General features: G+C 64.2%; 22 protein-coding genes. 6 read left to right on the forward strand and 16 right to left on the reverse strand.

Annotated features, from left to right (window positions below):
• Positions 1-29 precede the first annotated feature (29 nt).
• From hisIE to Q1U94_RS07140, 7 genes are read right to left on the reverse strand one after another with little or no spacing between them, the layout of a single operon-like run.
• Positions 30-662, reverse strand: a complete 633-nt coding sequence (gene hisIE, locus Q1U94_RS07110) for a bifunctional phosphoribosyl-AMP cyclohydrolase/phosphoribosyl-ATP diphosphatase HisIE (RefSeq protein ID WP_300542995.1) — start codon at positions 660-662, stop codon at positions 30-32.
• The gene (gene hisF / locus Q1U94_RS07115; protein ID WP_300542996.1) at positions 659-1,426 is read right to left on the reverse strand and encodes an imidazole glycerol phosphate synthase subunit HisF; all 768 of its coding nucleotides are present in this window, start codon (positions 1,424-1,426) and stop codon (positions 659-661) included. Before hisF ends, hisIE begins: the two co-directional genes overlap by 4 nt.
• Positions 1,408-2,142, reverse strand: coding sequence for a 1-(5-phosphoribosyl)-5-[(5-phosphoribosylamino)methylideneamino]imidazole-4-carboxamide isomerase (gene hisA, locus Q1U94_RS07120; protein ID WP_300542997.1), 735 nt, complete (start codon positions 2,140-2,142; stop codon positions 1,408-1,410). Before hisA ends, hisF begins: the two co-directional genes overlap by 19 nt.
• 1 nt (position 2,143) lies before the next feature.
• Positions 2,144-2,737, reverse strand: a complete 594-nt coding sequence (hisH, locus tag Q1U94_RS07125) for an imidazole glycerol phosphate synthase subunit HisH (protein WP_300542999.1) — start codon at positions 2,735-2,737, stop codon at positions 2,144-2,146.
• Positions 2,734-4,632: a histidinol dehydrogenase gene (hisD, locus tag Q1U94_RS07130; RefSeq protein WP_300543000.1), complete on the reverse strand. Its 1,899-nt coding sequence runs from the start codon at positions 4,630-4,632 to the stop codon at positions 2,734-2,736. Before hisD ends, hisH begins: the two co-directional genes overlap by 4 nt.
• Positions 4,633-4,639: 7 nt before the next feature.
• The gene (gene hisG, locus Q1U94_RS07135; RefSeq protein ID WP_300543001.1) at positions 4,640-5,524 is read right to left on the reverse strand and encodes an ATP phosphoribosyltransferase; all 885 of its coding nucleotides are present in this window, start codon (positions 5,522-5,524) and stop codon (positions 4,640-4,642) included.
• Positions 5,517-5,837 (reverse strand): YerC/YecD family TrpR-related protein, encoded by a 321-nt coding sequence (locus Q1U94_RS07140; protein ID WP_300543003.1) that lies wholly within the window; start codon positions 5,835-5,837, stop codon positions 5,517-5,519. Before Q1U94_RS07140 ends, hisG begins: the two co-directional genes overlap by 8 nt.
• 172 nt (positions 5,838-6,009) lie before the next feature.
• On the opposite strand from Q1U94_RS07140, the gene Q1U94_RS07145 reads away from it, so the two are divergent.
• From Q1U94_RS07145 to acs, 4 genes are all read left to right on the forward strand, one after another.
• Positions 6,010-6,312, forward strand: a complete 303-nt coding sequence (locus Q1U94_RS07145; protein WP_300543004.1) for a metalloregulator ArsR/SmtB family transcription factor — start codon at positions 6,010-6,012, stop codon at positions 6,310-6,312.
• Between the two features lie 110 nt (positions 6,313-6,422).
• Positions 6,423-7,289: an MBL fold metallo-hydrolase gene (locus Q1U94_RS07150; protein ID WP_300543005.1), complete on the forward strand. Its 867-nt coding sequence runs from the start codon at positions 6,423-6,425 to the stop codon at positions 7,287-7,289.
• Positions 7,279-9,045, forward strand: coding sequence for a SulP family inorganic anion transporter (gene sulP / locus Q1U94_RS07155; protein WP_300543007.1), 1,767 nt, complete (start codon positions 7,279-7,281; stop codon positions 9,043-9,045). Before Q1U94_RS07150 ends, sulP begins: the two co-directional genes overlap by 11 nt.
• 118 nt (positions 9,046-9,163) lie before the next feature.
• Entirely contained in the window at positions 9,164-11,119 is a 1,956-nt protein-coding gene (gene acs, locus Q1U94_RS07160) for an acetate--CoA ligase (RefSeq protein ID WP_300543008.1), read from the forward strand.
• Here the strand turns inward: acs and Q1U94_RS07165 are convergent, their stop codons facing one another.
• A complete protein-coding gene (locus Q1U94_RS07165) occupies positions 11,120-12,607 on the reverse strand; it encodes a hypothetical protein (protein WP_300543010.1) in 1,488 nt (495 codons plus the stop codon). It abuts the gene before it with no gap.
• Between the two features lie 148 nt (positions 12,608-12,755).
• Here Q1U94_RS07165 and Q1U94_RS07170 point away from each other — a divergent pair, with 148 nt between their 5' ends.
• Positions 12,756-13,277 (forward strand): hypothetical protein, encoded by a 522-nt coding sequence (locus tag Q1U94_RS07170; protein WP_300543011.1) that lies wholly within the window; start codon positions 12,756-12,758, stop codon positions 13,275-13,277.
• Between the two features lie 64 nt (positions 13,278-13,341).
• On the opposite strand, the gene aceB is transcribed toward Q1U94_RS07170, so the two are convergent.
• Together aceB and aceA are read right to left on the reverse strand one after the other, a co-directional pair.
• A complete protein-coding gene (gene aceB, locus Q1U94_RS07175) occupies positions 13,342-14,985 on the reverse strand; it encodes a malate synthase A (protein ID WP_300543012.1) in 1,644 nt (547 codons plus the stop codon).
• An 87-nt stretch (positions 14,986-15,072) separates the two neighbouring features.
• Positions 15,073-16,362: an isocitrate lyase gene (gene aceA, locus Q1U94_RS07180; protein WP_300543013.1), complete on the reverse strand. Its 1,290-nt coding sequence runs from the start codon at positions 16,360-16,362 to the stop codon at positions 15,073-15,075.
• A gap of 157 nt (positions 16,363-16,519) precedes the next feature.
• On the opposite strand from aceA, the gene Q1U94_RS07185 reads away from it, so the two are divergent.
• A complete protein-coding gene (locus Q1U94_RS07185; RefSeq protein WP_300543015.1) occupies positions 16,520-17,950 on the forward strand; it encodes a short-chain fatty acyl-CoA regulator family protein in 1,431 nt (476 codons plus the stop codon).
• Here Q1U94_RS07185 and Q1U94_RS07190 read toward each other — a convergent pair.
• The 6 genes from Q1U94_RS07190 to Q1U94_RS07215 all read right to left on the reverse strand — a co-directional run bounded on the left by Q1U94_RS07190 (position 17,929) and on the right by Q1U94_RS07215 (position 23,929).
• Positions 17,929-18,441 carry a GNAT family N-acetyltransferase gene (locus Q1U94_RS07190; RefSeq protein ID WP_300543017.1) on the reverse strand — a complete coding sequence of 171 codons (513 nt, stop codon included), beginning with the start codon at positions 18,439-18,441 and terminating at the stop codon, positions 17,929-17,931. The genes Q1U94_RS07185 and Q1U94_RS07190 overlap by 22 nt on opposite strands.
• 125 nt (positions 18,442-18,566) lie before the next feature.
• Positions 18,567-19,658, reverse strand: a complete 1,092-nt coding sequence (locus Q1U94_RS07195) for a ferritin-like domain-containing protein (RefSeq protein WP_300543018.1) — start codon at positions 19,656-19,658, stop codon at positions 18,567-18,569.
• Positions 19,659-19,786: 128 nt separating this feature from the next.
• Positions 19,787-20,611, reverse strand: a complete 825-nt coding sequence (locus Q1U94_RS07200; protein ID WP_300543019.1) for an LOG family protein — start codon at positions 20,609-20,611, stop codon at positions 19,787-19,789.
• A 117-nt stretch (positions 20,612-20,728) separates the two neighbouring features.
• Complete coding sequence (locus Q1U94_RS07205) at positions 20,729-22,501, reverse strand: SLC13 family permease (protein WP_300543021.1); 1,773 nt, start codon at positions 22,499-22,501, stop codon at positions 20,729-20,731.
• 72 nt (positions 22,502-22,573) lie between these two features.
• Complete coding sequence (locus tag Q1U94_RS07210) at positions 22,574-23,509, reverse strand: sterol desaturase family protein (RefSeq protein WP_300543022.1); 936 nt, start codon at positions 23,507-23,509, stop codon at positions 22,574-22,576.
• Positions 23,510-23,512: 3 nt separating this feature from the next.
• Positions 23,513-23,929: a hypothetical protein gene (locus tag Q1U94_RS07215; protein WP_300543024.1), complete on the reverse strand. Its 417-nt coding sequence runs from the start codon at positions 23,927-23,929 to the stop codon at positions 23,513-23,515.
• Positions 23,930-23,957 lie beyond the last annotated feature (28 nt).

The following is a 23,957-nucleotide window of genomic DNA, read 5'->3' on the forward strand; positions in this document are numbered from 1 at the left end:
TGCGCGGAGAGGCGGCCCGTCCGGAACCGTCAGCTCCGCGCGCTCTTGGCCGCGCGCACCGCATGGCGCCGGCGCAGAACCGTGACGACATCGTCCAGGCTCAAATCACGCGATTCCAGAAGCACCATCAGATGGAAGAGCAGATCGGCCGCCTCTGTCTTCAGCGCCGCCTTCGATTCGGAGACGGCGGCCATGGCAACCTCGACCCCCTCCTCGCCAACCTTCTGGGCCGGACGCTTCGGTGCCCGCGCCATCAGTCCGCCGACATAGGACCCCTTGGGCTTGTCCTTCTTGCGCTTGCGGATAATCGTGCGCAGATGCGCCAGAAAGCCGAGGCCGGGGCCCGGATCGTCGCCGAAACAGCTCACCGTCTCCTTGTGGCAGGCCGGCCCCTTCGGCTTGACCTCCACCAGAAGCGCATCGCTGTCACAGTCGGCCGCAATATTCACCAGCTTGAAGGTGTTGCCCGACGTCTCGCCCTTCTTCCACAGCGCCTGTTTCGAGCGCGAGTAGAAATGCACCTTGCCGGTGCCGACCGTCCGGGCCAGCGCCTCTTCATTCATGTAGCCCAGCATCAGTACCTGACGCGTGGCATGGTCCTGGACAATGGCCGGAATGAGCCCGTCGGACTTGTTCCAGTCCAGGCTTGTCGCATCGATCATGATCTGACCCTGATCCCCTCGGCACCAAGATAGGCCTTTAACTCGCCTATCTCCATGACCCTCTTGTGAAATACACTGGCCGCCAGCGCACCGTCGACATTGGCCAATTCGAAGGCGGATTTGAAGTGCTCTTTCCGCCCGGCCCCGCCCGAAGCGATCAAAGGCGTTGAACAGGCCGCCCGCGCCGCGGCCAGTTGCTCGATATCGTATCCGTCGCGCACCCCGTCCATGTCCATGCAGTTCAGCACGACCTCGCCCGCGCCGCGATCGATGCCCTCGGCGATCCAGTCCAGCGTGCGGCGTTCGACCGTGCGCGTCTTGTCGGGGTCGCCGGTGAACTGGTGCACCCGCCATTGGCCGGCTATGAGCCGGCTATCGACGCCGAGGACCACACACTGACACCCGAATTCACGCGCCAGGGCGTCGATCAGGCCCGGATTTTCCAGCGCCGGGGAGTTCACCGAAATCTTGTCCGCCCCCGCAAACAGCCGCGCCCGGGCATCGTCGACGGAGCGGATACCGCCGGCCACGCAGAAGGGAATATCGATCTCCCGGGCCACCGCACTGACCCATTCCGGCTCCACCGTGGCACCGCGTGCCGACGCCGTTATGTCATAGAAAACAAGCTCATCCGCGCCCTCACGGGCGTAGCGCCGGGCCAGTTCCACAATGCCGCCGACATCCTCGTGATTGCGGAATTTCACACCCTTCACCACGCGGCCGTCGCGCACGTCGAGGCAGGGAATTATGCGTCTTGCGAGCATTCCAGCGCCTCCTCCAGCGTGAAACGGCCCTCATAGAGCGCCTTGCCCGAAATCGCCCCCGCCACCCCGGTTCCACGCACCGCCTCGATATCCTCCAGCGAGGCAATACCGCCGGAGGCCTGCCAGGCCACATCCGGGAACCGTTCGGTCAAACCCTTGTAAAGCAAGAGGTTGGGACCCGAGAGATCGCCATCGCGGCCGATATCTGTGACCAGGGCATGGGCCAGACCCGAACCGTCATAGGCTTTCATGACATCGTCCAGCGTGGTCATCATCAGATCGGTCCAGCCCGACAGGGCCGGCCGGTACTGCCCCGCAACCCGGCGCACATCCAGCGCCAGCGTGATACGGTCGGCCCCGTAGCGGCCGATCCATTCGCCGACGCGTTCCGGATCCGTCACGGCAAGCGAGCCGACGATCACCCGTTCGACATCCATCGCCAGCAGGCTCTCGACATCCTCGGCCGAGCGGACGCCGCCCCCGGTCTGCACGCGCAGCCCCGTCCGGCACAGGGCCCGGATGGTGTCGCTCTGCCTGCGCTGGCCGTCGCGGGCGCCGGACAGGTCGACGACATGGATCCAGCTCGCCCCAGCCTCGCCGAAACGTTCAGCCACGGCGACCGGGTCGTCGCCATAATCGGTGACGGCATCGAACTCGCCCTTGTGCAGGCGCACGACACGGCCGTCCAGAAGATCGATTGCCGGGTATAGTATCACGCTAAATGCTCGCAAAATTTGAGAGAATTCTCGCCCCGGCCAAGCCGGAGCGCTCCGGGTGAAACTGGCAGCCGGACACGTGCTCCCGGCGCACAATGGCCGAAATGGCGGCACCGTAATCGCACTGCGCCCGGGTCACCGCTCCTGCCGGCACATAGAATCCGTGGACGAAATAGACATGTGTGCCGGCGGGAATGCCCCGCAGCAGCGGCTCGTCGGCGGCCGGCGCCTCCAGCGTATTCCAGCCCATGTGCGGCCAGACCAGACCGTCCGTCCGCGGCAATTGCCGCACCTGGCCCGGCAGCAGTTCGAGACAGGCCGCATTGCCCTCGTCCGAGGTTTCAAACAATAATTGCATGCCCAAACAGATGCCCAGCAGCGGCCGGCCGTCGATGCGCAGCGAAACGTCCCATCCCCGCGCGCGCAGACGGTCCATGGCCGGACCGGCCGCCCCGACGCCCGGCAGTATCAGCCGGTCGCAATCGCCGGTCTCGTCGGCATCGCGCACGACAACATGGTTGAGTCCGGCCCGCTCCAGCGCGAACCGCACGGACGCAATATTGGCGCAGCCCGTATCGATCAGACCGATGGTCATGCCAGGACACCCTTGGTGGACGGCAAGGCCTCGCCCTCGATCCGCACGGCCGAACGCAACGCCCGTCCGAAAGCCTTGAAGCAGCTTTCCACCATGTGATGAGCATTCTCGCCCTCCACCTTCACGTGAATGGCCGCGCCCAGGCTCTCCGCGATGGAGCGGAAGGCATGGCCTGTCATCTCGACCGGAAATTCACCGACGCTGTCGCCCGGGATCTCGCCCTCGAAACGGGCGAAGGGCCGTCCGGACAAATCGATCCACACCGCCGCCCGGCTTTCGTCCATGGGCAGTTCGAAACCGAAACGGGCAATCCCGCGCTTGTCGCCCAGCGCCTCGCGCAAGGCTTCGCCGAAGGTCAGGCAGACATCCTCGATCGTATGGTGGGCGTCGATGTGGAGATCGCCCTCCACCGCAACGTCCAGCGCGATCCCGCCGTGCCTGGCCACCTGTTCGAGCATGTGGTTGAAATAACCCACGCCCGTTGCAATACGGTTCGGGCCGTCCCGGTCGAGATTGACGGTCACGGTGACATCGGTCTCGGCGGTCTTGCGGCGCTTCGTGCCGGCGCGGGGGCGGCCGTCAGCCGTATCCGGTTTGAGGGCTTCGGCCCGTTCGCGGCGCAGGCGCATGGCGGTCGCGTGCGCGTCCAGGCCTTCCAGCGCCGCCAGCCGCTCGACCGCCGGTGCCATCGCGGCCGCGCCCTGAGGACTGGCACGCAGGATGGTGGTCGTCTTCTGGAACGCTTCGACCGTGACCCCGCCATAGGCCCGGCCCGCCCCGCCGGTGGGCAGGGTGTGGTTGGGACCGGCGGCGTAATCGCCGGCTGCTTCGGGCGTCCAGGACCCGACGAAAATCGAGCCGGCATGACGCACCAGCCCGACCAGGCGTTCGGCATTGTCGGTCTGCAGGATCAGGTGTTCCGGAGCGTAGGTATTGGCTACCTCAGCCGCGTCTTCGGGCGTGTCGCACACGACCGCGCGCGACTGTGCCAGCGCTGCGCGCGCGATGCCGGCGCGGGGCAGTCGCCCGAGCTGAGCCTCGACCGCGGCGATGACACGCTCGCGGGTCAGCTCTTCGTAGCAGACCAGGATCACCTGGGCGGCCGGGTCGTGCTCGGCCTGACTCAACAGATCGCTGGCGACGAGCTCCGGATCGGCCCCGTTATCCGCGATCACCATAACCTCGCTGGGACCGGCCGGCAGATCGATGGCGGGACCGCCCGGCAAACCGGCCACATAGGCCTTGGCTGCGGCTACATAGGCATTGCCGGGACCGAATATCTTGTCGGCGCGCGGCAGGCCGGCCGAACCCGTGGCCAGCGCGGCAATCGCCTGGGCGCCGCCAATGGCATAGACCTCGTCGATACCCAGCAGGCCGGCCGTCGCGAGGAGCGCCGGATTCACGCCACCCTCGCCGGCAGGCGGCGCGACGACGACGATGCGCGGTACACCGGCCAGCTGGGCCGGGACTGCCAGCATCACAAGTGTGGACACCAGCGGCGCGCTGCCGGCCGGAACGTAGAGTGCCGCAACATCGACAGGCGTGGTACGCCGGGACGCCGTGACACCTGGCCAAGTCTCGACCGAATAGCCGGAATAGCCCTGTTTGACGTGGAAACGCCGCACCGCATCCGCAGCCGCCTTTATGGCCTCGGCATCGGCGGGTTCCATCGCTGCACGCGCCGTTGCGATTGCTTCAACCGACACACGAAAGTCTTCCGGCGCATAGCCGTCCAATCGTGCGGCATAAGCCCGTACCGCCTCGTCGCCACGCCCGCGCACGGCGTCGACGATCTCACGCGCCGCCGCATCGGCCGTACCTGTCTCCGCCGGACGGGCCAGTGCCCGGCGCCGCGCCTGCGGGGTCGCTTCGTTCCAGATCACTTTGTCCAGCATAACAGCCTCAGGCGAGCATTTTCTCGATCGGAAGGACGAGGATGGCGCGTGCGCCCTCCTTTTCCAGAGCTTCGAGCGTTTCCCAGAAAACCCGTTCGCGGCAGACGGCGTGCATCGCCACCACGTCGTCGCGGCCGGCGACCCGGGCAATTGTGGGCGCGTCGGCGCCCGGTAGGAGACCGCGGATCGCATCGAGCCGGTCCGTCGGCGCGTTCAGCATGATGTACTTGGTCTGGGCACAGGCGATCACGCCTTCGGCCCGGCGCATCAACACATCGGCGACGGCATCGGTCTCGGCGTCGCGGCCCGAGCTGCGCCGGATCAGCACCGCCTCGCTTTCAAGCACGGTCTCGAAGGCTTCCAGCCCATTGGCCTGAAGCGTCGCACCCGAAGACACAAGGTCACAGATCGCGTCCGCGATCCGCAGGCGCGGCGCAACCTCCACCGATCCCCGCATTTCCACGATCTCGGCATCGATACCACGCTCTGCCAGATATCGCGCCGTCAGCGCCGGATAGGATGTCGCGATGGCCTTGCCAGCGAGATCGGCGACCGATTGTACAGGCCCGCCGTGAGGCGCGGCCAGTTTGAGCGTGCAGCCGGCAAACCCGAGGCGCAACGCCACGTCCAGCTCCCGCGCACGCCCGCCGGATGCCTGTTCCTCGCGCAGCACATTCTCGCCGACAATGCCGTAGTCGCAGGCTCCGGAGCCGACAAAATTCGGAATATCGTCATCCCGCACCAGCATCAGGTCGACCGCCATGTTCTCGGCGCGCTGATGCAGCTTGTCGCGGCCATAGGCAAAGCGAAGCCCGCAGCGCTTCAACAGGTCCATTCCGCCTTCGGCGAGGCGGCCCTTGCTCTGGACGGCAATTCTGAGACGCTTACTCACTGGCCTGCTCCTTCAGCCGGTCGAGGATGATGCGATAGCCCTGCCAGGGCTCTTGGGAGAGGAAGCGGGAGACACGGGTGACCGTTGTGGTCGATGCGCCGGTCATCTCGGCGATCTCACGATAGGAAAACCCGCCCTTGTCCAGAAGCCTGGCGACACGCCAGCGTTCGACAAGCGTGCGTACTTCCCCGGGCGTCAGCAGGTCGCGCAGAAAGCGCTCGGCCTCGCGGGCATCACGCAGCGCCAGCAGCGCCTCGCACAGGGGCTGAATGTCCGGCGCCGGCGTACGCGCATCTTCCACTTGATCGTCCATGCATGTCACTCCTTGTGCGCCGATATAGCGTATTAGCGCGCTAATACAATAGGCGATGTCAGGAAGAACGCATCTCCGTCCTCCTGACTGCAGTCGGGCGATACCCCGCTTGTTCCGACTGCAATCCCCTTTATCTTGTTAATTGCGAATCTACGGATGTATTGGATGCGCTATGCCCCTGGAGGACATGAAGCCGCTGGCCGACGATATGGCAGAGCTGATGAAGACCCTCGCCCATGCCAACCGCCTGCTCGCCCTTTGTGCGATCATGGACAATGAACGTTCGGTCGGTAAGCTGGCCGAGGACCTCGGCATGCGCACTCAGGCGATGTCGCAGCAATTGGCCATCCTTCGCAACAAGGGCCTGGTGAAGACGCGCCGCGATGGCCAGACCATCTACTACAGCCTCGCTGACGACCGGCTGCACCGTCTGATATCCACCCTCTACGACACCTATTGCCGTCCGGCCGCTTGAGCTACACAGACCCGGCCTGCGACCGCCCGCCGCACAACCTCATATTTGCATGACTATGCACATAAACTATATCCAGGGTCGAGAAACGCATTCGGAGTAGCCTTCAGATCATGTCCAAGCCTGCCGTTCAGTCCTTCTTCGACCCCGACACGTTCACCGTGAGCTACATCGTTTCCGATCCGGAAACGGCGCGCGCGGCGATCGTGGACTCCGTGCTCGATTTCGACCAGGCGTCCGGCCGGACCTCGACCCGATCCGCAGACCGGATCGTCGACCAGGTCCGCAAATCCGGTTTCACCGTCGAGTGGATTCTGGAGACACATGTCCATGCCGACCATCTGTCCGCCGCGCCCTTCCTGCAGAAGGAACTGGGTGGCACGATCGGGATCGGCGGCCACGTGACCGATGTGCAGAAGGTTTTCGGCGACCTGTTCGACGCCGGCCCGGGGTTCGCCCGCGACGGCTCACAGTTCGGCCATCTCTTCCAGGACGGAGAGACGTTCAGGATCGGCAATATCGAGGCCGAGGCAATCTGGACCCCGGGGCACACGCCGGCCTGCATGGTCTATCATATCGGCGACGCAGCCTTTGTCGGTGACACGCTCTTCATGCCGGACTTCGGGACCGCCCGCTGCGACTTCCCCGGCGGCGATGCGCGGGAGCTGTATCGCTCGGTGCAGAAAATCTATGCCCTGCCCGACGAGACGCGCCTCTTCATGTGCCACGACTACAAGGCGCCCGGGCGGGACTATTTCGCCTGGGAAACAACGGTCGCGGAGGAGAAGGCACACAATATCCATCTCGATGCCGAGACGACCGAGGAGGCCTTTGTGAAGATGCGCACGGAGCGGGACGCAACGCTGGACATGCCGCGCCTGATCCTGCCCTCGGTGCAGATCAACATGCGCGCGGGAAACCTGCCGGACCCGGCGGACAACGGGCTGCGCTATCTCAAACTTCCGATCGATGCGGTCTGAAGCGCCGCTCGACCGCGCAGCCCGCCTCCTGCCGGGACTCGGCTGGCTGAAAGGGTATGACCGCGCCTCGCTCGGCGCGGATGCCCTGGCAAGCCTGGTCACCGCCATCCTGCTGGTGCCGCAGAGCCTGGCCTATGCCCTCCTTGCGGGCCTGCCGGCCCAGGCCGGACTTTATGCCTCCATCGCCCCGCTGTTCGCCTACGCCCTGTTCGGGTCCAGCCGTGTTCTGGCGGTCGGACCGGTTGCCGTGATCTCGCTGATGACCGCCGCTGCCATCGGCTCCCTGGAGCTGACCGACCCGGGCGAAAAAATGGCCGCGGCGGGCGCACTGGCACTGCTCTCCAGCGCCTTCCTGCTCCTGTTCGGCCTGTTCCGGCTGGGCAGTGTGGCCAACTTTCTCAGCCGGCCGGTAGTTCACGCCTTCATCACCGCCTCGACCGTGCTGATCATCGCCAGCCAGCTGCGCCATGTCCTCGGCATCGACATGCATGGCGCCACCCTGCCGGAGCTGACCCTGTCCTTTCTGACAGGCATGCCCGGCGTGCAGCTGACCGCAATCGTGGTGGGGCTGGCCAGTCTCGGCTTTCTGCTGGCGGCCCGCTCCGCCCTGCCCGGCCTGCTGGCCCGCGCCGGCACACCGGCCGCCCTGGCCGACGGTCTCGTCCGCGCCGCGCCGGCCATACTCGTGGCGGTGGTCACGCTCATCGCGTGGCGCTTCGATCTCAACGCTGCAACCGGCCTCTCCATCGTCGGCGAACTCCCCTCCGGCCTGCCGCCTTTCGCCGTCCCGGTCGTCGAGCTGGAAACATGGCGGGCCCTGATCGGGCCCGCCGCGCTGATTTCCCTGATCGGTTTCGTCGAGAGCGTGTCGGTCGGCCAGTCACTGGCCGCCAAACACCGCGAACACATCCTGCCCAATCGCGAACTCGTCGGCCTGGGTGCGGCGAATGCCGCGGCCGCACTCACCGGCGGCTATCCCGTCACCGGCGGTTTTGCACGCTCTGTCGTCAACGATACCGCCGGAGCGCGAACGCCCATTGCCGGCGTCTTTACCGCGATCCTGATCCTGGGCGTCGCCGCCTTTCTTACCCCCGCCTTCTACCACCTGCCCAAGGCCACGCTGGCCGCGACCATCCTGGCCGCGATCTGGAAGCTCGCCGACATCAAGGAAACCTGGGCCGCCTGGCGCTATGCAAGGTCGGACGGGGCCGCCGCATTTCTTACCCTTTTCGGCGTTCTCTTCCTGGGGGTAGAACTCGGCCTGACACTGGGCGTTGCCGTTTCGGTGGGAATGATCCTGCAGCGCACGATGCAACCGCACTGGGCCCGGCTGGGACAGGTGCCGGGCACGCATCATTTCCGCAATATCGACCGGCATGACGTGATCGTGTCCCCACACGTCTACTCCCTGCGCGTGGACAGTGCGCTCTATTTCGCCAATGCGCGGTTCCTCGAAGATCTGGTTTCACGCATCGCCGCGCAGCATCCCGAGACCACGGACATTGTGCTCATGTTCCCGGCCGTGAATTTTGTAGATGCCAGCGCTCTGGGCTCGCTGCGCGAGATCAATGCGCGGCTGGCTGAGGCCGGTATTCGGCTTCACCTGTCCGAGGTGAAGGGACCGGTTGCCGACGGGCTGATCCAGGCTGGTCTGTTCGACGAATTGTCCGGCAATGTCTTCCTCTCGCACTACGCGGCCCTGCGCACGCTCGACCCCAAAACGACGCTTCGGGCCGAGGGTGTAGCGTCCAGCTAGACACCGTCCCGGACGCTCGACGCCCTGCCCCGGCCGATGGCAGAATTGGTCCTGTTCCCCAGGGGCGAAACTGTCGCTAACGTGCGCAACCGATTTTCAAATTTCGGAGCCATCCCCGATGCCGCATCACGACCCGAACGAGATTTTTCCCGTCCACGCGGATCGCGCCGCCTCCGCCCTTGTCGACAAGGCGGGGTATGAGGAAAAATACCGGCAGTCGATCGAGGACCCGGATACGTTCTGGCGCGAGGAAGCCAAGCGGATCGACTGGATCACGCCCTTCACCGAGATCTCGGACGTCAGCTGGGACAAGGACGATCTGCATATCCGCTGGTTCGGCGATGGCCGCCTGAACGCCTCGGCGAACTGTATCGACCGGCACCTGCCCGGCCGGGCCAATAACACGGCGATCATCTGGGAAGGCGACAATCCGGATGTTTCAAGAACCATCACCTATGGCGACTTGCACGAACAGGTCTGCCGCCTCGCCAACGGCCTGAAATCACTGGGCGTTCAGAAGGGTGACCGGGTCACGATCTACATGCCGATGATCCCCGAGGCGGCCTATGCCATGCTGGCCTGTGCCCGCATCGGAGCAATCCACTCCGTGGTCTTCGGTGGTTTCTCGCCGGACGCGCTGGCCGGACGTATTGCCGATTGTGAAAGCCGCTTCGTGATCACGGCGGACGAGGGTGTGCGCGGCGGCAAATCGGTTCCCCTGAAGGCCAATGTCGACAAGGCGCTGGAACATGCCGGCGACGTCGATCGTGTCGTTGTGGTCAAGCGCACGGGCAATGAGGTGCCCTGGACCGATACACGGGACGTCGACTACGCGGACCTCGTTGCGGAGCAGGCAGCCGACTGTCCGCCCGAACCGATGAATGCGGAAGACCCGCTCTTCATCCTCTACACCTCCGGCTCGACCGGGAAGCCCAAGGGCGTCCTTCACACGACCGGCGGCTATATGGTCTGGGCGTCGATGACACACGAATACGTCTTCGACTACAGGCCCGGCGATATCTACTGGTGCACGGCCGATGTCGGCTGGGTCACCGGCCACACCTATATCGTCTACGGACCGCTGGCGAACGGCGCGACGACGCTGATGTTCGAGGGCGTGCCGACCTGGCCGGGGCCGGACCGTTTCTGGCAGGTTGTCGACAAGCACAAGGTCAACACGTTCTACACTGCCCCGACCGCCATCCGCGCGCTCATGCGCGAAGGGGACGGCCCGGTGAGGAAGCATTCACGCGCGTCGCTGCGCCTGCTCGGGACGGTCGGGGAGCCGATCAATCCGGAGGCCTGGACCTGGTACTACAAGACCGTCGGCGACGAACGCTGCCCCATTGTCGATACCTGGTGGCAGACGGAGACAGGCGGTGCCCTGATCACCCCCCTGCCCGGCGCAACGGACATGAAGCCGGGCTCGGCTACCAAACCCTTCTTCGGCGTTGCACCGGCCCTGGTCGATGCGGAAGGGCACCGGCTGCCGGACGCCGGAGCAGCAGAGGGCAATCTGATCATCACACGGTCATGGCCGGGCCAGATGCGCACCGTCTATGGCGATCACCAGCGCTTTTTCGAGACCTATTTCTCGACCTATCCGGGCCATTACTTCACCGGCGACGGCGCCCGGCGCGATGCGGACGGATACTGGTGGATCACAGGCCGGGTCGACGATGTGCTCAACGTGTCCGGCCACCGGCTGGGCACGGCGGAAATCGAGAGCGCACTCGTTGCCCACGACGATGTCGCCGAGGCTGCGGTGGTGGGCTATCCCCACGATGTGAAGGGCCAGGGCATCTATTGCTATGTCACCCTGATGGGCGGACGCGATCCGGCCGAGGAGGACGTCGATGCGCTGAAAAAATGGGTGCGTCAGGAGATTGGCCCGGTCGCCACGCCGGACCTGATCCAGTTTGCCCCCAGCCTGCCCAAGACGCGTTCCGGCAAGATCATGCGGCGAATTCTGCGCAAGATCGCGGAAAACGATTTCGGCAATCTGGGCGATACATCGACACTGGCCGATCCGGGCGTGGTCGACGACCTGATCGCGAACCGGAAAAACCGTTGATCAGTCCGCGGCGGACCCGATCCAGATCACCGCATCCCCGGCACTGAACCCGAAGCCTCGCACAGCAAGATAGCCTGGCACTGCCGTGCCGGAGGTCACGCGATAGCTGGGGTTCAGACTGAAAATACCGTTTTGCTGCTCGCTGTCGTCGATCGTGTCGATGACCCCACCATTGGCATCGTAAAGACGCATCACCGGATCGAAGTCGTCGCCGCCGCGCACCTCGATCCGCACACCTTCGCCCATCCCGTCCAGCTCGACCAGGAACCACTCTCCGGCCTGAATGCTGATCGGGGATCGGGTCTGTCCGCTTCCGGCATGGTCAACAGTCCGGCGGGGTCGTCCCAATGCATCCAGGGAGGGGGCCCAGTCGTCTTCCGAGTAGCTCAGCGCTGTGCCGTAATAGGCTTGCAGGTCCGGCTGCAGATGGCCCGACGCCCGCGCCGCTGAAAGTCCGTCGTCAATGCAGCGGCGCTGCTGAGCCTCCTGATCCGCCCGGTCCGCTTGCGCAACTGGTAGTGTGTGGGCTGCGGCAAGTTGCGGATCCTTGCTGAGATTCAGTTCGGCCTGACAGGGCAGCTCCTCGCCGCTTCTCAGGCGGCGGCGATATTCAAGCCGCAGGGATTCAAATTCCCACATCACGGCGCACCCTAGCCGGGTCACGGCAAATTCACCGCGTTGCTGCTCGGGATAGTCCAGCACACCCAAGGCCTTGAGGTCGTCCAGATTGCCGTCGATATCATCACGGTCCGGCGCCCGGAAATCGATTTCGTGAAATTCCTCCAGCAGGATGGTGCGATAGGTCTGGTAGAGCTCGGACGACCGCATCGACGACGCCACGCTGCGGGCCACGGCATCGTCCAGCACGCAGCCGATGAAGCCACGCAGGATGCTGTCCTCTATGGTGGCGATATTGCCGAACTTGCCGAGCCCCGCCGGACCGGCGGGAGTCCGTCCCTGCACCGTCAGCTCGCGATCGAATTCCTCGAGCATGGCATGCAGATCGAGCGCCACAGTGCGGGTATCGAACACGTTGAACCGATGAACATCGGCCTCGATATTCGACTCGTTCCTGGCCTCCTCCTGATTCTGCAGGCTGCGCGCCAGGCGCAGGATATCGTCCGGCGAGATGATCAGGGCCGCTATCAGCATCATGCCGAGGAAGCGCATCACCCCGTCGTTCGACTTCAGCGCAAAGGCAAATATCAGCGCGGCACCGGCCAGAGCTATGACGGTTTCAAAAACCCGGTTGAAGGGAAACCCATTGGCGGCATAGACAAACGCAAACACCAGGATGACGCCGAAAGCGACCCAGAAGGCGCGCATGGCCAGACGCTCCAGCAGCGCTTCCCACTCTTCGCTTTCCCAGAACCGCCAGCGCATCAGCCCGCGCCGGCGCCGGGCAGGCCGGCTGCTCTCATTGTCCCGATCGGCGCCCGCCACATCCTGCCCGGACACTTCGTCGCCGGCATCTTCGGCGTCGCTCATCACCCCCTCCGTACGCAACCCGCACGCACACTACACCGCAATCCCACTGTAGCGCGAATCGAACCGCGCGGCCCTGCCACGCCAAGCCCTCGACCCGCCGCACGAAAGCCGCTATCGCTTTTCCCGCAACGGTTCACGGAGTTCCTTCATGCGCAAGATCGCGACCGGATTGATCGCCACCCTTACCCTGTCGGCCTGCGCCACCGAGACCGTACCGGTTTGCCGCGCACCCGCAGCCCATGAAATGGCGGCTTTCTCCGCGATCGTCAGCCACAACCAGGCCGCTCTCGCCGACGCCACGGCGGCCGGTCCACTTCGCAATGCGCTGACCAGCGGCGACCCGGCCGTACGCAGCCATCTCTGGGGCTCACAAGGCATCACCCAGGGCACGGTCATCGGCATGCTCTCGCGTCCGCCCTTGTGCATCCTGGACGACCCGGCCGCCGAGGCGAACGATGCCACGCGTCAAGTCCTGGTCTATCCGCAGCACAATTTCGACAGGGTCGCGCCGGCGCCAGGAACCCCGCTGGCCGAGGCTCCACCGCCATACGGCGTTTCCCGGCGCGACTACATGACCTGCCGCTTCGAACAGACCGCCGCGGGATGGAAGCTGTCGGATCTGTGCGGCTATACGCGTCCGGTCACGTCACCGGCAACGGGGGCCCGCTGAGACAACAAAAACGGGGCCCTGACGGCCCCGTTTTCCTCTGCGGCACCAGATGTTTCCGCACGTCTCAGTCCTCGAACTCCATCAGCTTCATCGGAGCCTTGAGCTCCCGGGTGATGCGGTCATACGCCGGCAGGGTCAGGAATTCGGCGAAGCCGTTCTTCAGGACAAGATCCGCCAGAATGTCCGCGGCCGCCTGGATGCGTTCCGTGAGCTCCGTCTGACCGGGCACCTCGTCCTGGATCGCAGCGCAGATATCGGCAATCTTGTTTTCCAAGAAGGGCGCTGTTATCGCAGTGCCTTCAACCGTCGATTTCCCGAAACTCCGCCATTGCCACAACTGTGCCCGGGCGATTTCGGCAGTCGCGGCGTCCTCCATCAGATTGCGGATCGGCACGGCCCCGCGCCCGCCCAGCCAGGCGGCGATATAGCGGATGGCAACATCGATATTGTCGGCAACACCGTGATCGGTGATATCGCCCTGAAGCGGCTCCAGTAAATGTCTGGCGGCCACCGGCAATTCGTGCGGATCGGCCGGCCGGTCGATCTGGTTCGGCCCCGGCATGTGCTCGTCGAACACGGCCTTGGCAACCGGGACGAGATCCGGGTGAGCCACCCAGGTTCCGTCATGCCCGTTGGTAACCTCGCGCAACTTGTCCTGGCGCACCTGTTCGGTGGCTGCGGCATTGGCAGCCTCGTCCCCCTTCACCGGGATGAAGGCCGACATGCCACCCATGGCGTGGGCGCCGCGGCGGTGACAGACCGCGATCACGCGCCGGGAATATGCCGCCATGAAGGGCACGGTCATGGTCACCGCCGAACGGTCCGGCAGGACGTGGTCCGGGCGTGATTTCAGCCGTTTGATATAACTGAAGATATAGTCCCAGCGGCCGCAATTGAGGCCGACGATATGATCCTTCAGCTCGTAGAGTATCTCGTCCAGTTCGAAGGCCGCCGGCAGGGTCTCGATCAGCACCGTGGCGCGCAGCGTGCCGCGTGCCAGGCCGAGCTCGTCCTCGGCGTGCTGGAAAACCAGACTCCACAGGCGGGCTTCCAGCCGGCTCTCGATCTTGGGCAGGTAGAAATACGGCGCCGTACCGCGCTCCCCGAGCGCTGCGTGATTGTGGAAGACATAGAGACCGAAATCGAACAGCGAGCCGGACATGGCCTGGCCGTTGATATGAATGTGGCGCTCGTCCAAATGCCAGCCGCGCGGACGGACGATCAGCACTGCAGCGTCCTCATTGACCTGATAGCGCTTGCCGGACTTCTCGTCGGTGAAATCGATCTCGCGGCGGATCGCGTCGCGCAGATTGATCTGGCCGTCAATCAGGTTCGCCCACAGCGGCGAGGTCGCGTCCTCGAAATCGGCCATAAAGCATTTGGCGCCGGAATTGAGCGCGTTGACCACCATCTTGCGGTCGACCGGACCGGTGATCTCGACACGGCGGTCCTGCAGGTCGGCCGGCGCAGGACGGACCGTCCACTCGCCTGCGCGGATGTCGGCGGTTTCGTGCGGGAAGGTCAGCAGCGCGCCCTGGTCGAGTTCGGCCTGGCGTTCCTTGCGATAGCGCAGCAGCGACTGGCGGCGCTTTTCGAAACGGCGGTGCAGACCTGCCAGGAAGGTCAGCGCCTCGTGGGAGAGGATGTCGCGATAGCCGGGCTCGAGATGGCCCAGGACTTCGACACCGGAGGGAGCAATCAGGGTCATGGAGCAAGCTCCTTGGGGTTGGAGGCAAACCCGGGGTGCGCCTTGGGGAGACGCACCCCGGTGCGGGCTAAGACAGGGCCCGCGGAGTTATTCAGCCGCGACGAATTGCGCGGTTTCGGTGGATTCGCCCATGGCAGTCGTGGAGGACGTGCCGCCGGTGATGGCGAGGTTCACCTTGTCGAAATAGCCGGTCCCCACTTCGCGCTGGTGGCGGGTAGCGGTGTAACCGTCGGCCTCGGAGGCGAATTCCGCCTGCTGCAGCTCGGAATAGGCACCCATACCGCGATCCTTGTAGCCGCGCGCCAGTTCGAACATGGAATGGTTGAGGCTGTGGAAGCCGGCCAGGGTAACGAACTGGAACTTGTAGCCCATGGCGCCCAGCTCGCGCTGGTAGGTCTCGATCGTTGCCTTGTCGAGATTGGCTTCCCAGTTGAACGAGGGCGAACAATTATAGGCCATCATCTTGCCCGGGAATTCCTTCTGGATCGCCTCGGCAAAGCGCCGGGCTTCATCCAGGTTCGGCTTGGAAGTCTCCCACCACAGAAGGTCGGCGACTTTCGCATAGGCCAGGCCGCGCTTGATGCAGTGGTCCACGCCCACGCCCTTCTTCAGGCGATAAAAGCCTTCCGGCGTGCGGCCGGTGTCGAAATCGATGAATTCATGGTCGCGTTCATCGATGTCCGAATTGATCAGCGTCGCGGACTCGGCGTCGGTGCGTGCGACGGTGATCGTGGGCACGCCCATCACATCGGCCGCCAGGCGCGCTGCGGCGAGATTGCGCTCGTGCTGGCTCGTGGGGATCAGAACCTTGCCGCCCAGGTGTCCGCACTTCTTTTCGGCGGCAACCTGGTCTTCGAAGTGAACGCCGGCGGCGCCCGCCTCGATGAAGGCCTTCATGATCTCGAAACAGTTCAGCGTGCCGCCAAATCCGGCTTCCGCATCTGCCACGATGGGGGCGAACCAGTCGCGGCTGGCCTGACCGTTTTCGGAAACCTCGACCTGGTCGGCACGCTGAAGGGTGCGATTGATCTTCCGGGCCAACTCCGGCGCCGAATTGGCCGGGTAGAGGGACTGGTCCGGATACATCGCACCGGCGGTGTTGGCGTCGGCGGCGACCTGCCAGCCGGACAGATAGATTGCCTTGAGGCCGGCCCGCACCATCTGCATGGCCTGGTTTCCCGACAGGGCGCCCAGCGCATTGATATAGGGCTCGTTCTTCAGCAACTCCCACAGCTTCACAGCGCCGCGTTCAGCCAGCGTGTGCTGGATCTGCACCGAGCCGCGCAGCTTGATCACGTCTTCAGGGGTGTAAGGGCGTTCGATCCCGTCGAAACGGCCGTTCGGGGTGGCGGGAACCAGATCCGTGAAACTCGTCATTTTTATCTCCCTGTCGGGTTTGGCAATGATGCGTGTTGCGTTGCATCAACGCTGTCAAACGGCAGGGATGATGTCGATATGGCATTTCCTATAAAGAGGATACAGTGTAGTATAATTACATTGTGCGTATGTCAGTTTGTAAATTTGGCTACAAAACATGAGTGATTCACAGGGTCTCGAGAAGATTTTCGCTGGGGCACGCCTGCGCCGGCTCCGGCGTGAGCGCGGGCTGACCCAGGCCGAGGCCGCCGAAGCCCTGGGCCTGTCCTCGAGCTATCTCAACCTGCTCGAACGCAATCAGCGGCCGGTGACGGCCCGGGTCCTCCTCGCCCTCGCCGATGCATTCGATGTGGACGTGCGCGCCTTTGCCAATGAGAGTGACCGGCAGTTGATTGCCGACCTGCAGGAGGCTGCGGCCGATCCGGTGTTGTCGGGCCTGGAGCTCGACCGCATGGAATTGTCCGAATTCGCCGATGCCCAGCCGCGTGCCGCCGAAGCCTTCGCACGGCTCTATCACGCGTTCCGGGAAACCTCGGCGGCAACAGCCGATCTTGCCACGCGCATGTCCGGCCCCGGCGCAGCCACAGGCGGGCCCGGCGCCATACTCGAAAGTGTGCGCGATGCGCTCGACGCACGGCAAAACCACTTCCCCGAACTGGAAGAGGCGGCCGAAACCCTGATCGGGCGGACCGGCCTTCGGCCGCGCAACCGCGAAAGAACGCTCTCGGATTATCTCCAGGACCAGTACGGTTTCACCGTGCGCATTCTGGACGAGGAGGTCATGGCCGGCGCACGGCGGCGGCTGGACTTTCACGGCCGCCGGCTCCTGCTGTCCGAACTGTTGTCCCCCGGGTCGCGCGCCTTTCATATCGCTGTCGTGCTGGCCACGCTGGAGCTCGGCGACACGCTCGACAGGCTCTGCGACGATGCGGACATGCCGACACCGGAGGGCCGCAAACTCTACAGGGCCGGCCTGGCAAATTATTTCGCCGGCGCATTGCACATGCCCTATGCCGCGTTTCACAAACATGCCGAGACAACACGCTACGATATCGACCGCTTGCAACGGCGTTTCGAAGTGAGTTTCGAACAGATCTGCCATCGCCTGACCACGCTGCAGCGCCCCGGCGCGCGCGGTCTGCCCTTTTTCATGATACGGGTCGATGCAGCGGGGAATGTCTCCAAACGCTTCGGCGGCGGCATCATGCCGTTTGCGCGTTCCGGCGGCGGGTGTCCGAAATGGTCGCTTTACGATGCCTTGAGAACGCCAGAACGCCTCATCGCACAGGCCATCGAACTGCCCGACGGCACGACCATGCTCTCGCTCGCCCGCGGCCAGATCGCGCCCGGTCCTGCCGGGCATCCCCCGGTTGTCCACGCCATCGCTCTGGGCTGTGCCTGGGAGCACGCCGCCAGGGTCGCCCACGCCGATCCGATCGCAAGTACTGTCCCGGCCGAGGTGGGGATTGCCTGCCGCCTGTGCGACCGCGAGGATTGTGCCCAGCGCGCCTTCCCGCCGATGAACCGCAAACTTGTGCTGGACACCCACATGCTGCGGGCCTCGCCCTATTCCTTCAATGAGGACTGAGCGGCCCACGCACTCCGTTCCAGCCGCATGACCAGGCAATCGTCCTCGCCAAAACGCCGGGTCCCGACATCCTCGAAACCCAGCCGGCGATAAAATACCTGGGCCCGCACATTGCTCATCAGCGGATCGATCAGGATGGCCCTCACCTCCGCCGGAGCGAAGCAGCGTCCTATCGCCTGCCCCATCATCAGCGTGCCCAGACCGCGGCCGAGATCGGCCTCCTCGCCGATCCAGATGTCGATGGCCCTGAGACCCGGCCCGCAATCGCCCCAGTAATGCGTCGGCTCCTCGGCCGGATCGATGATCTGGACGACACCGACAGGCCGGCCACCCACCTCCCCGATCAGGCATTCATACCAGGGGCCGACCTGTTCCAGCTCCCCCGCCCAGTCGGGCGCATCGTCAGCGCCGGTACAGGCGATGACGTGGGCTTTGGTGTCCCAGCGCTCAAGCGTGGGGATGTCGGCGGGCGTTGCGGGGCGCAGTTTCATGATGGGTAGGTGCGCGTCACCGGCTGAACAGGCAAGTCCAAAAATAAAAGGGCTCCACAACGCGGAGCCCCAGTCTGGGAACTGACGTGCGGGCACAGGCGAGTATGCCCGCTCCGTCCCCCTGTCTATTCGGCCGCGCCCGCGACCGCGTTGACATAGGCCGTGCGCACGTCCTGGTGCCTGACCGTGTCCAGCTCCCGGGCGACTTCCTCGTCCTGCCTGGCCAGGAGATCGAGATCCTGGTCGGCATAGTGCAGCACGCCCATATCGGCATAGGCGGCCTGGATCTTCGGCCCCCAAAGCCCGATATCCTTCACCACCGGCACAATGCGCTGGAAAAGCAGCGTGCGGAAGAGCTGGTTCATCTCCGACTTCTCGGACCACTCGACGCATTCCTCGACGGGCAACCCCATCACCTCATAGACCTCACGGGCCTGGAAGCGGTTGCGCATGTGATAGCAGGCCTCGACCAGGAAATCTTCGCGCTCGGCGCGTTCCGCGTCGGTGAGCTGGGGATAGTAGTCGCGCAGGGAGAGCCGGCCGAAGGCGACGTGGCGCGCCTCGTCCTCCATGACATAGGCATTGACCATCTTGGCCAACGGGTTTTGGGCCAGATCGCGGATCGTGCCGAAGGCGGCCAGGGCAAGGCCCTCGATGACGACCTGCATGGCGAGATAGGTGAAGTCCCAGCGGCTGTCGCGCAATGCCTCGTCGACCAATTGCCGAAGAGGTTCCGTCATCGGATAGGCGACGCCGAATTTCTGCATCAGTTTCTTGTAGGCCTCGACGTGACGGGCTTCGTCCATCACCTGGGTCGCAGCATAGAATTTGGCGTCCAGATCGGGCACGGACTCGACGATCTTGGCCGCGCAGATCAGCGCCGCCTGCTCGCCCTGCATGAATTGGGAGATATTCCAGGCCTGGGCGTGACGGCGGAATTCGATCCGCTCCTTCTTCGTCATCTTGTCCCATATCGGGGACCCGTGGAGCGCAATCCCCTCGTCGGGCAGTTGCATCGGGTTCTCGAAGTCCAGTTCGAGCGTCCAGTCGATCCGGTTGACCGCATCCCACTGCATGTCCTTGCCCTTCTGGTACAAGTGCATGAGCGTGGACCGGCCTTCGTCGTATTCGAAATCGAAGGTGGCGTCGAATTGCTGCGGAACCGACCAGTGCTTGTCGATATCCGGCATGGGATAGAGATCGCGAAGCGATGCCATGGTGCTGTTCCTCCCCAGGAGCGACCAACCATTGTTTTGGTGAACAATGTTCACAACACCAACGTGATTCAATTTTATGCACTTGGCAAGGGGGTGGAAAAAAAGTGATCGGCCGGCGCACTTGATCCTCAGAGGCGTCCTCCGGGATGGGGCAAGGCATGCTCGGCGAGCTGGGTCGTGATATAGCTGAACGCGTCATCGACGCTGTCGGTCCGGTAGACCAGGTCAAGATCGGACTTGTTGATCGTGCCGAACTCCACCATGGCCTCCAGATTCATCACCCGGTCCCAGTATTCGCTGCCGAACAGGACAATCGGCACGCGCTTCTTGATCTTGCGGGTCTGCAGCAGGGTCAGGGTTTCAAATAACTCGTCCATGGTGCCGAACCCGCCCGGCATCAGCACCAAAGCCTTGGCCAGGTAGAGAAACCAGAACTTTCGGGTGAAGAAATAGTGGAATTCGAAGCCCAGGGCGTGCGTGACCCAGGGATTATTGCCCTGCTCGAACGGCAGCGAGATGCCCAGGCCGACATTCTCGCCCTGGGCTTCGGACGCCCCGCGATTGGCCGCCTCCATGATGCCCGGGCCGCCGCCCGTGCAAATCACAAAGCGCCGCCCGCTCTTGTCACGCAAACTCTTCGACCACTTGGTCAACCGCCCCGCCAGCTCCCGCGTGGCCTCGTAGTAGGCTGAGAGTTTCAACTTGTGCTGCGCCGGCGCCTCATCGTCACCAGCGGCCCGCAGGGCCCTGATTTCGGTTTCCGCCTCCTCCCGCGAGACAATCCGGGCGGAACCGAAAAACAGGATCGTGTCCTGGATATTCTGCTCGGCAAAACGGGCCTTGGGTTCGAGATATTCCGCCAGGATCCGCACAGGCCGGGCGTCGGGCGAGCTGATGAAGGCTTCGTCCCTGTAGGCCTTGGGCGGGAACTGGTTTGGCTTGCGGGAAGTCATGGGCGCGTCCTTCAAAATCAAGGCGGCCGGGCATGATGCGCCTTCGGGATGCAAGTTGCAACGAGTTGAACCGCCGGCCTTTTCCGCTTCTGCACCGGCACACCAAAGGCTGATACGCTACAATGGCCAGAAGGTGAGCACCGCCGGGACACCGACAGCCACGATCAGGATTTCCAGGGGCAGGCCCATGCGCCAGTAATCGCCGAACCTGTATCCACCCGGCCCCATGATGATGGTGTTGTTCTTGTGACCGATCGGGGTGAGAAATGCGCAGGAGGCCGCAACCGCCACGCCCATCAGGAACGGATCGGGATTGACGTCCAGCGCCCGGGCGATGTCGAGCCCGACCGGCGCAGCGATGAGTGCGGTGGCGACATTGTTGAGAAAGTCCGACAATGTCATCGTCACCATCATCAGGATCGCCAGGATGGCCCAGACGGGCAGCGTGCCGGTGAGTGACAGAATACCCTCGGCAATCAGCTGGGTCCCGCCTGTCTCCTCCAGCGCCAGACCGAGCGGTATCAGGGAGCCCAGCAGGACGATGACGGGCCATTCGACAGACTCATAGACTTCGCTCGGCCCGATCACGTTGAACAGCGCGTAGACTGCAACGGTGCCGGCAAGTGCGACGGCCAGGGGCAGGACACCGGCGACCGCCAGCGCGACGGAAGCGGCGAAGACGCCGATGGTGAACAGCGCCTTGGATCGCTGGATGACCGTGTGACGGCGTTCCGCAAGCGGCAGAACACCCAGCCACTCTGCTGCGTCCCTCACCCGGTTCTCGGGCCCCAGCAGCAAAATCAGATCGCCCGGCCGGATCGGCAGTTTGCGCACCCGCTCACGAAATCGGCGGCCCTGACGCGACACGCCCAGCAATGTCACGCCGCGCCGGTAAAGCAGCCGCAGATCCAGTGCCGTCCTGCCGACCATGCGGGCATTGCTGGGCACGATGGCCTCGACCAGGCTCAGCGACTGTCCGGTCAGGCCGTCATGGGCGTCGGCGCCGGCCGGACTCAGCTCGGCCGCTCCGATGAAGGCCTCGATCGAGGCCGGATCGCCTTCCAGGACAAGATGATCGCTCTTGTGAATCTCCTCTCCGGCCGCGAAGCCGCGCAACCGGCGGCCGCGGCGTACCAGGCCAAGAACGGTCACATCGTGGGCGTCGGCCAGCGGGTAGAGATCGGCGACCGTCTGCCCGATCGACCGGGACTCGTTTCTCACCCCGGCTTCGGCCACGAACAAGCCGCCCCCCACACCTTTGCCGGCCACCTCTCGATCGTCGCGCTGCGGGATCAGGCGCCAGCCGATCAGGGTCACAAAGGCAATGCCCAGCACGGCACAGACAAGGCCGACCGGCGAGAAATCGAACATGCCAAAGGGTTCACCGAGGGCCCGGCCACGGAACTGCGCCACGACGATATTGGGCGGCGTGCCGATAAGCGTGATCATGCCGCCGAGAATCGTGGCGAACGACAGCGGCATCAGTGTGCGCGCCACCGAACGCTTTGCCTTGCGGGCGGCCTCGATGTCCAGGGACATCAGCATGACCAGGGCCGCCACATTGTTGATCACAGCCGACAGCGCGGCTCCGATCACCGAAATCAGTCCGATATGCGTGGGCAGCGCCCGCGTTGAGGACAGGACAAAGCGCGCGACGAGTTCGACGGCCCCGGCATTTGTCATCGCCCGCGATACGATCAGGACGAGCGCAATGATGATAACGGCCTCGTGTCCGAAACCGGCAAAGGCCTCGTGCGCCGGAACGACGCCTCCGGCGACGGCGACCACCAGCGCCGCGAAAGCCACCAGATCGTAGCGGAGGCGGCCCCAGACCAACAGGCCGAAGACCACGGCCAGAAGACAGAACAGGAAGATCTGATCGTAGTTCATCGCTGGGTGTCCGCTCGTCGGCCGGAGAGAGCCGCCCCACTTCTACGGGGCAGGCTGCGGGCGCTCACGCCACTATTCCGCCGCTTCGGGGGCAGTACGCCGCTCGGTCTGCCTGGCCTGCCACTTCGCCAGGATCTGTTTCGACGTGCCGCGGGACCCGTCGGGGGACCAGCCCGGCGGAGCGAGGAGATACATCGCAGCCTCCTTCACGGACTTGGCGCCCGCGATGTCCTTCACAATACCCCACCATTCGTGCAGGCAGATTTTGAGGGGATTGTAGGTGCCGAGATTCTTGACGATGCCGTAGCGGCACTTCTCTTCCTCCAGCTCCGGCTGGAACGTCCCGAACATTCTGTCCCAGACGATGAACACGCCGGCATAGTTCCTGTCGAGATAGATCGGGTTGGTGGCGTGATGGACGCGGTGATGCGAGGGCGTGTTCATCACTGCCTCGAACCAGGCCGGCATCTTCCCGATCGCCTCGGTATGGATCCAGAACTGGTAGATCAGGTTCAAGGAACCGACAAAGGCGATCATTGCCGGATGGAAACCGATCAGGATCAGGGCCGATCCCAGCCACAGGAATTTCAGCGTGAACGGGCTCAGCCAGGGCTGACGCAGCGCCGTGGTGAGATTGTAGTGCTGGGAGGAATGGTGCACGACGTGATCGGCCCAGAACCAGCGCACAGTGTGGGCAAAGCGGTGGGACCAGTAGTAGACGAAATCGTCCAGCACGAAGGCGACGATCCAGGCCCACCAGGCAAATCCGATATCGAAGACCCGGTGTTCGTAGACGAACAGCGACCAGACACCCAGCACGCTGCCGAAAACCACCCCCGAGACCGTGTTTCCCAACCCCATCACCAGGCTCGCCGCGCTGTCCCGCGCCTCGAAGCGGGCCCTGCCGGTTGCCCGTGCGAAAAACATTTCGACGAAAACCGACACGGTGAAGAGCGGGATGGCGATCCAGATCGGGTCGAAATTCTGGACGAAGGCGGGGACGGTCATGGATCAGTCCTGCAAAGCGTCGAGTTTGTCCGCCCAATAGCGCGCGGCTTGCGGCGTATCCAAATTCAGCCGCGCCGGCGCGAAGGCGAAATCGTTGAGCCTGACGGTCAGCGTCCCGTCGCCGGCGACCTCGACCGCGCCGACACTGCCCTTGTCGAGATAACGGATCACAAAATCACTGCCACGCGCAACCAGCATGGCAATGATGTCGCCTGCTGCCGACATGACAAGCGCACTCCGGCCATCCGGCGCGACCGTGCCCTCTGCGGCATCGAAGCCGGCCGCGTCAGCCTCCAGGCGCTGCACGGCATCATCGAGTCCGGACAGGCGTGCCGGCTGGGACAGGCCGAGCCAGGCATTCAGCGCCACCATGGCGGAGATGCCCAAAACCGATCCGACAAGGACCCAGACGATCAGCATGTTCGGCTCCGAACAATAAAGAACGGGC

The sequence above is a fragment of the Maricaulis sp. genome (assembly GCF_030149515.1).
Lineage (GTDB): Bacteria > Pseudomonadota > Alphaproteobacteria > Caulobacterales > Maricaulaceae > Maricaulis.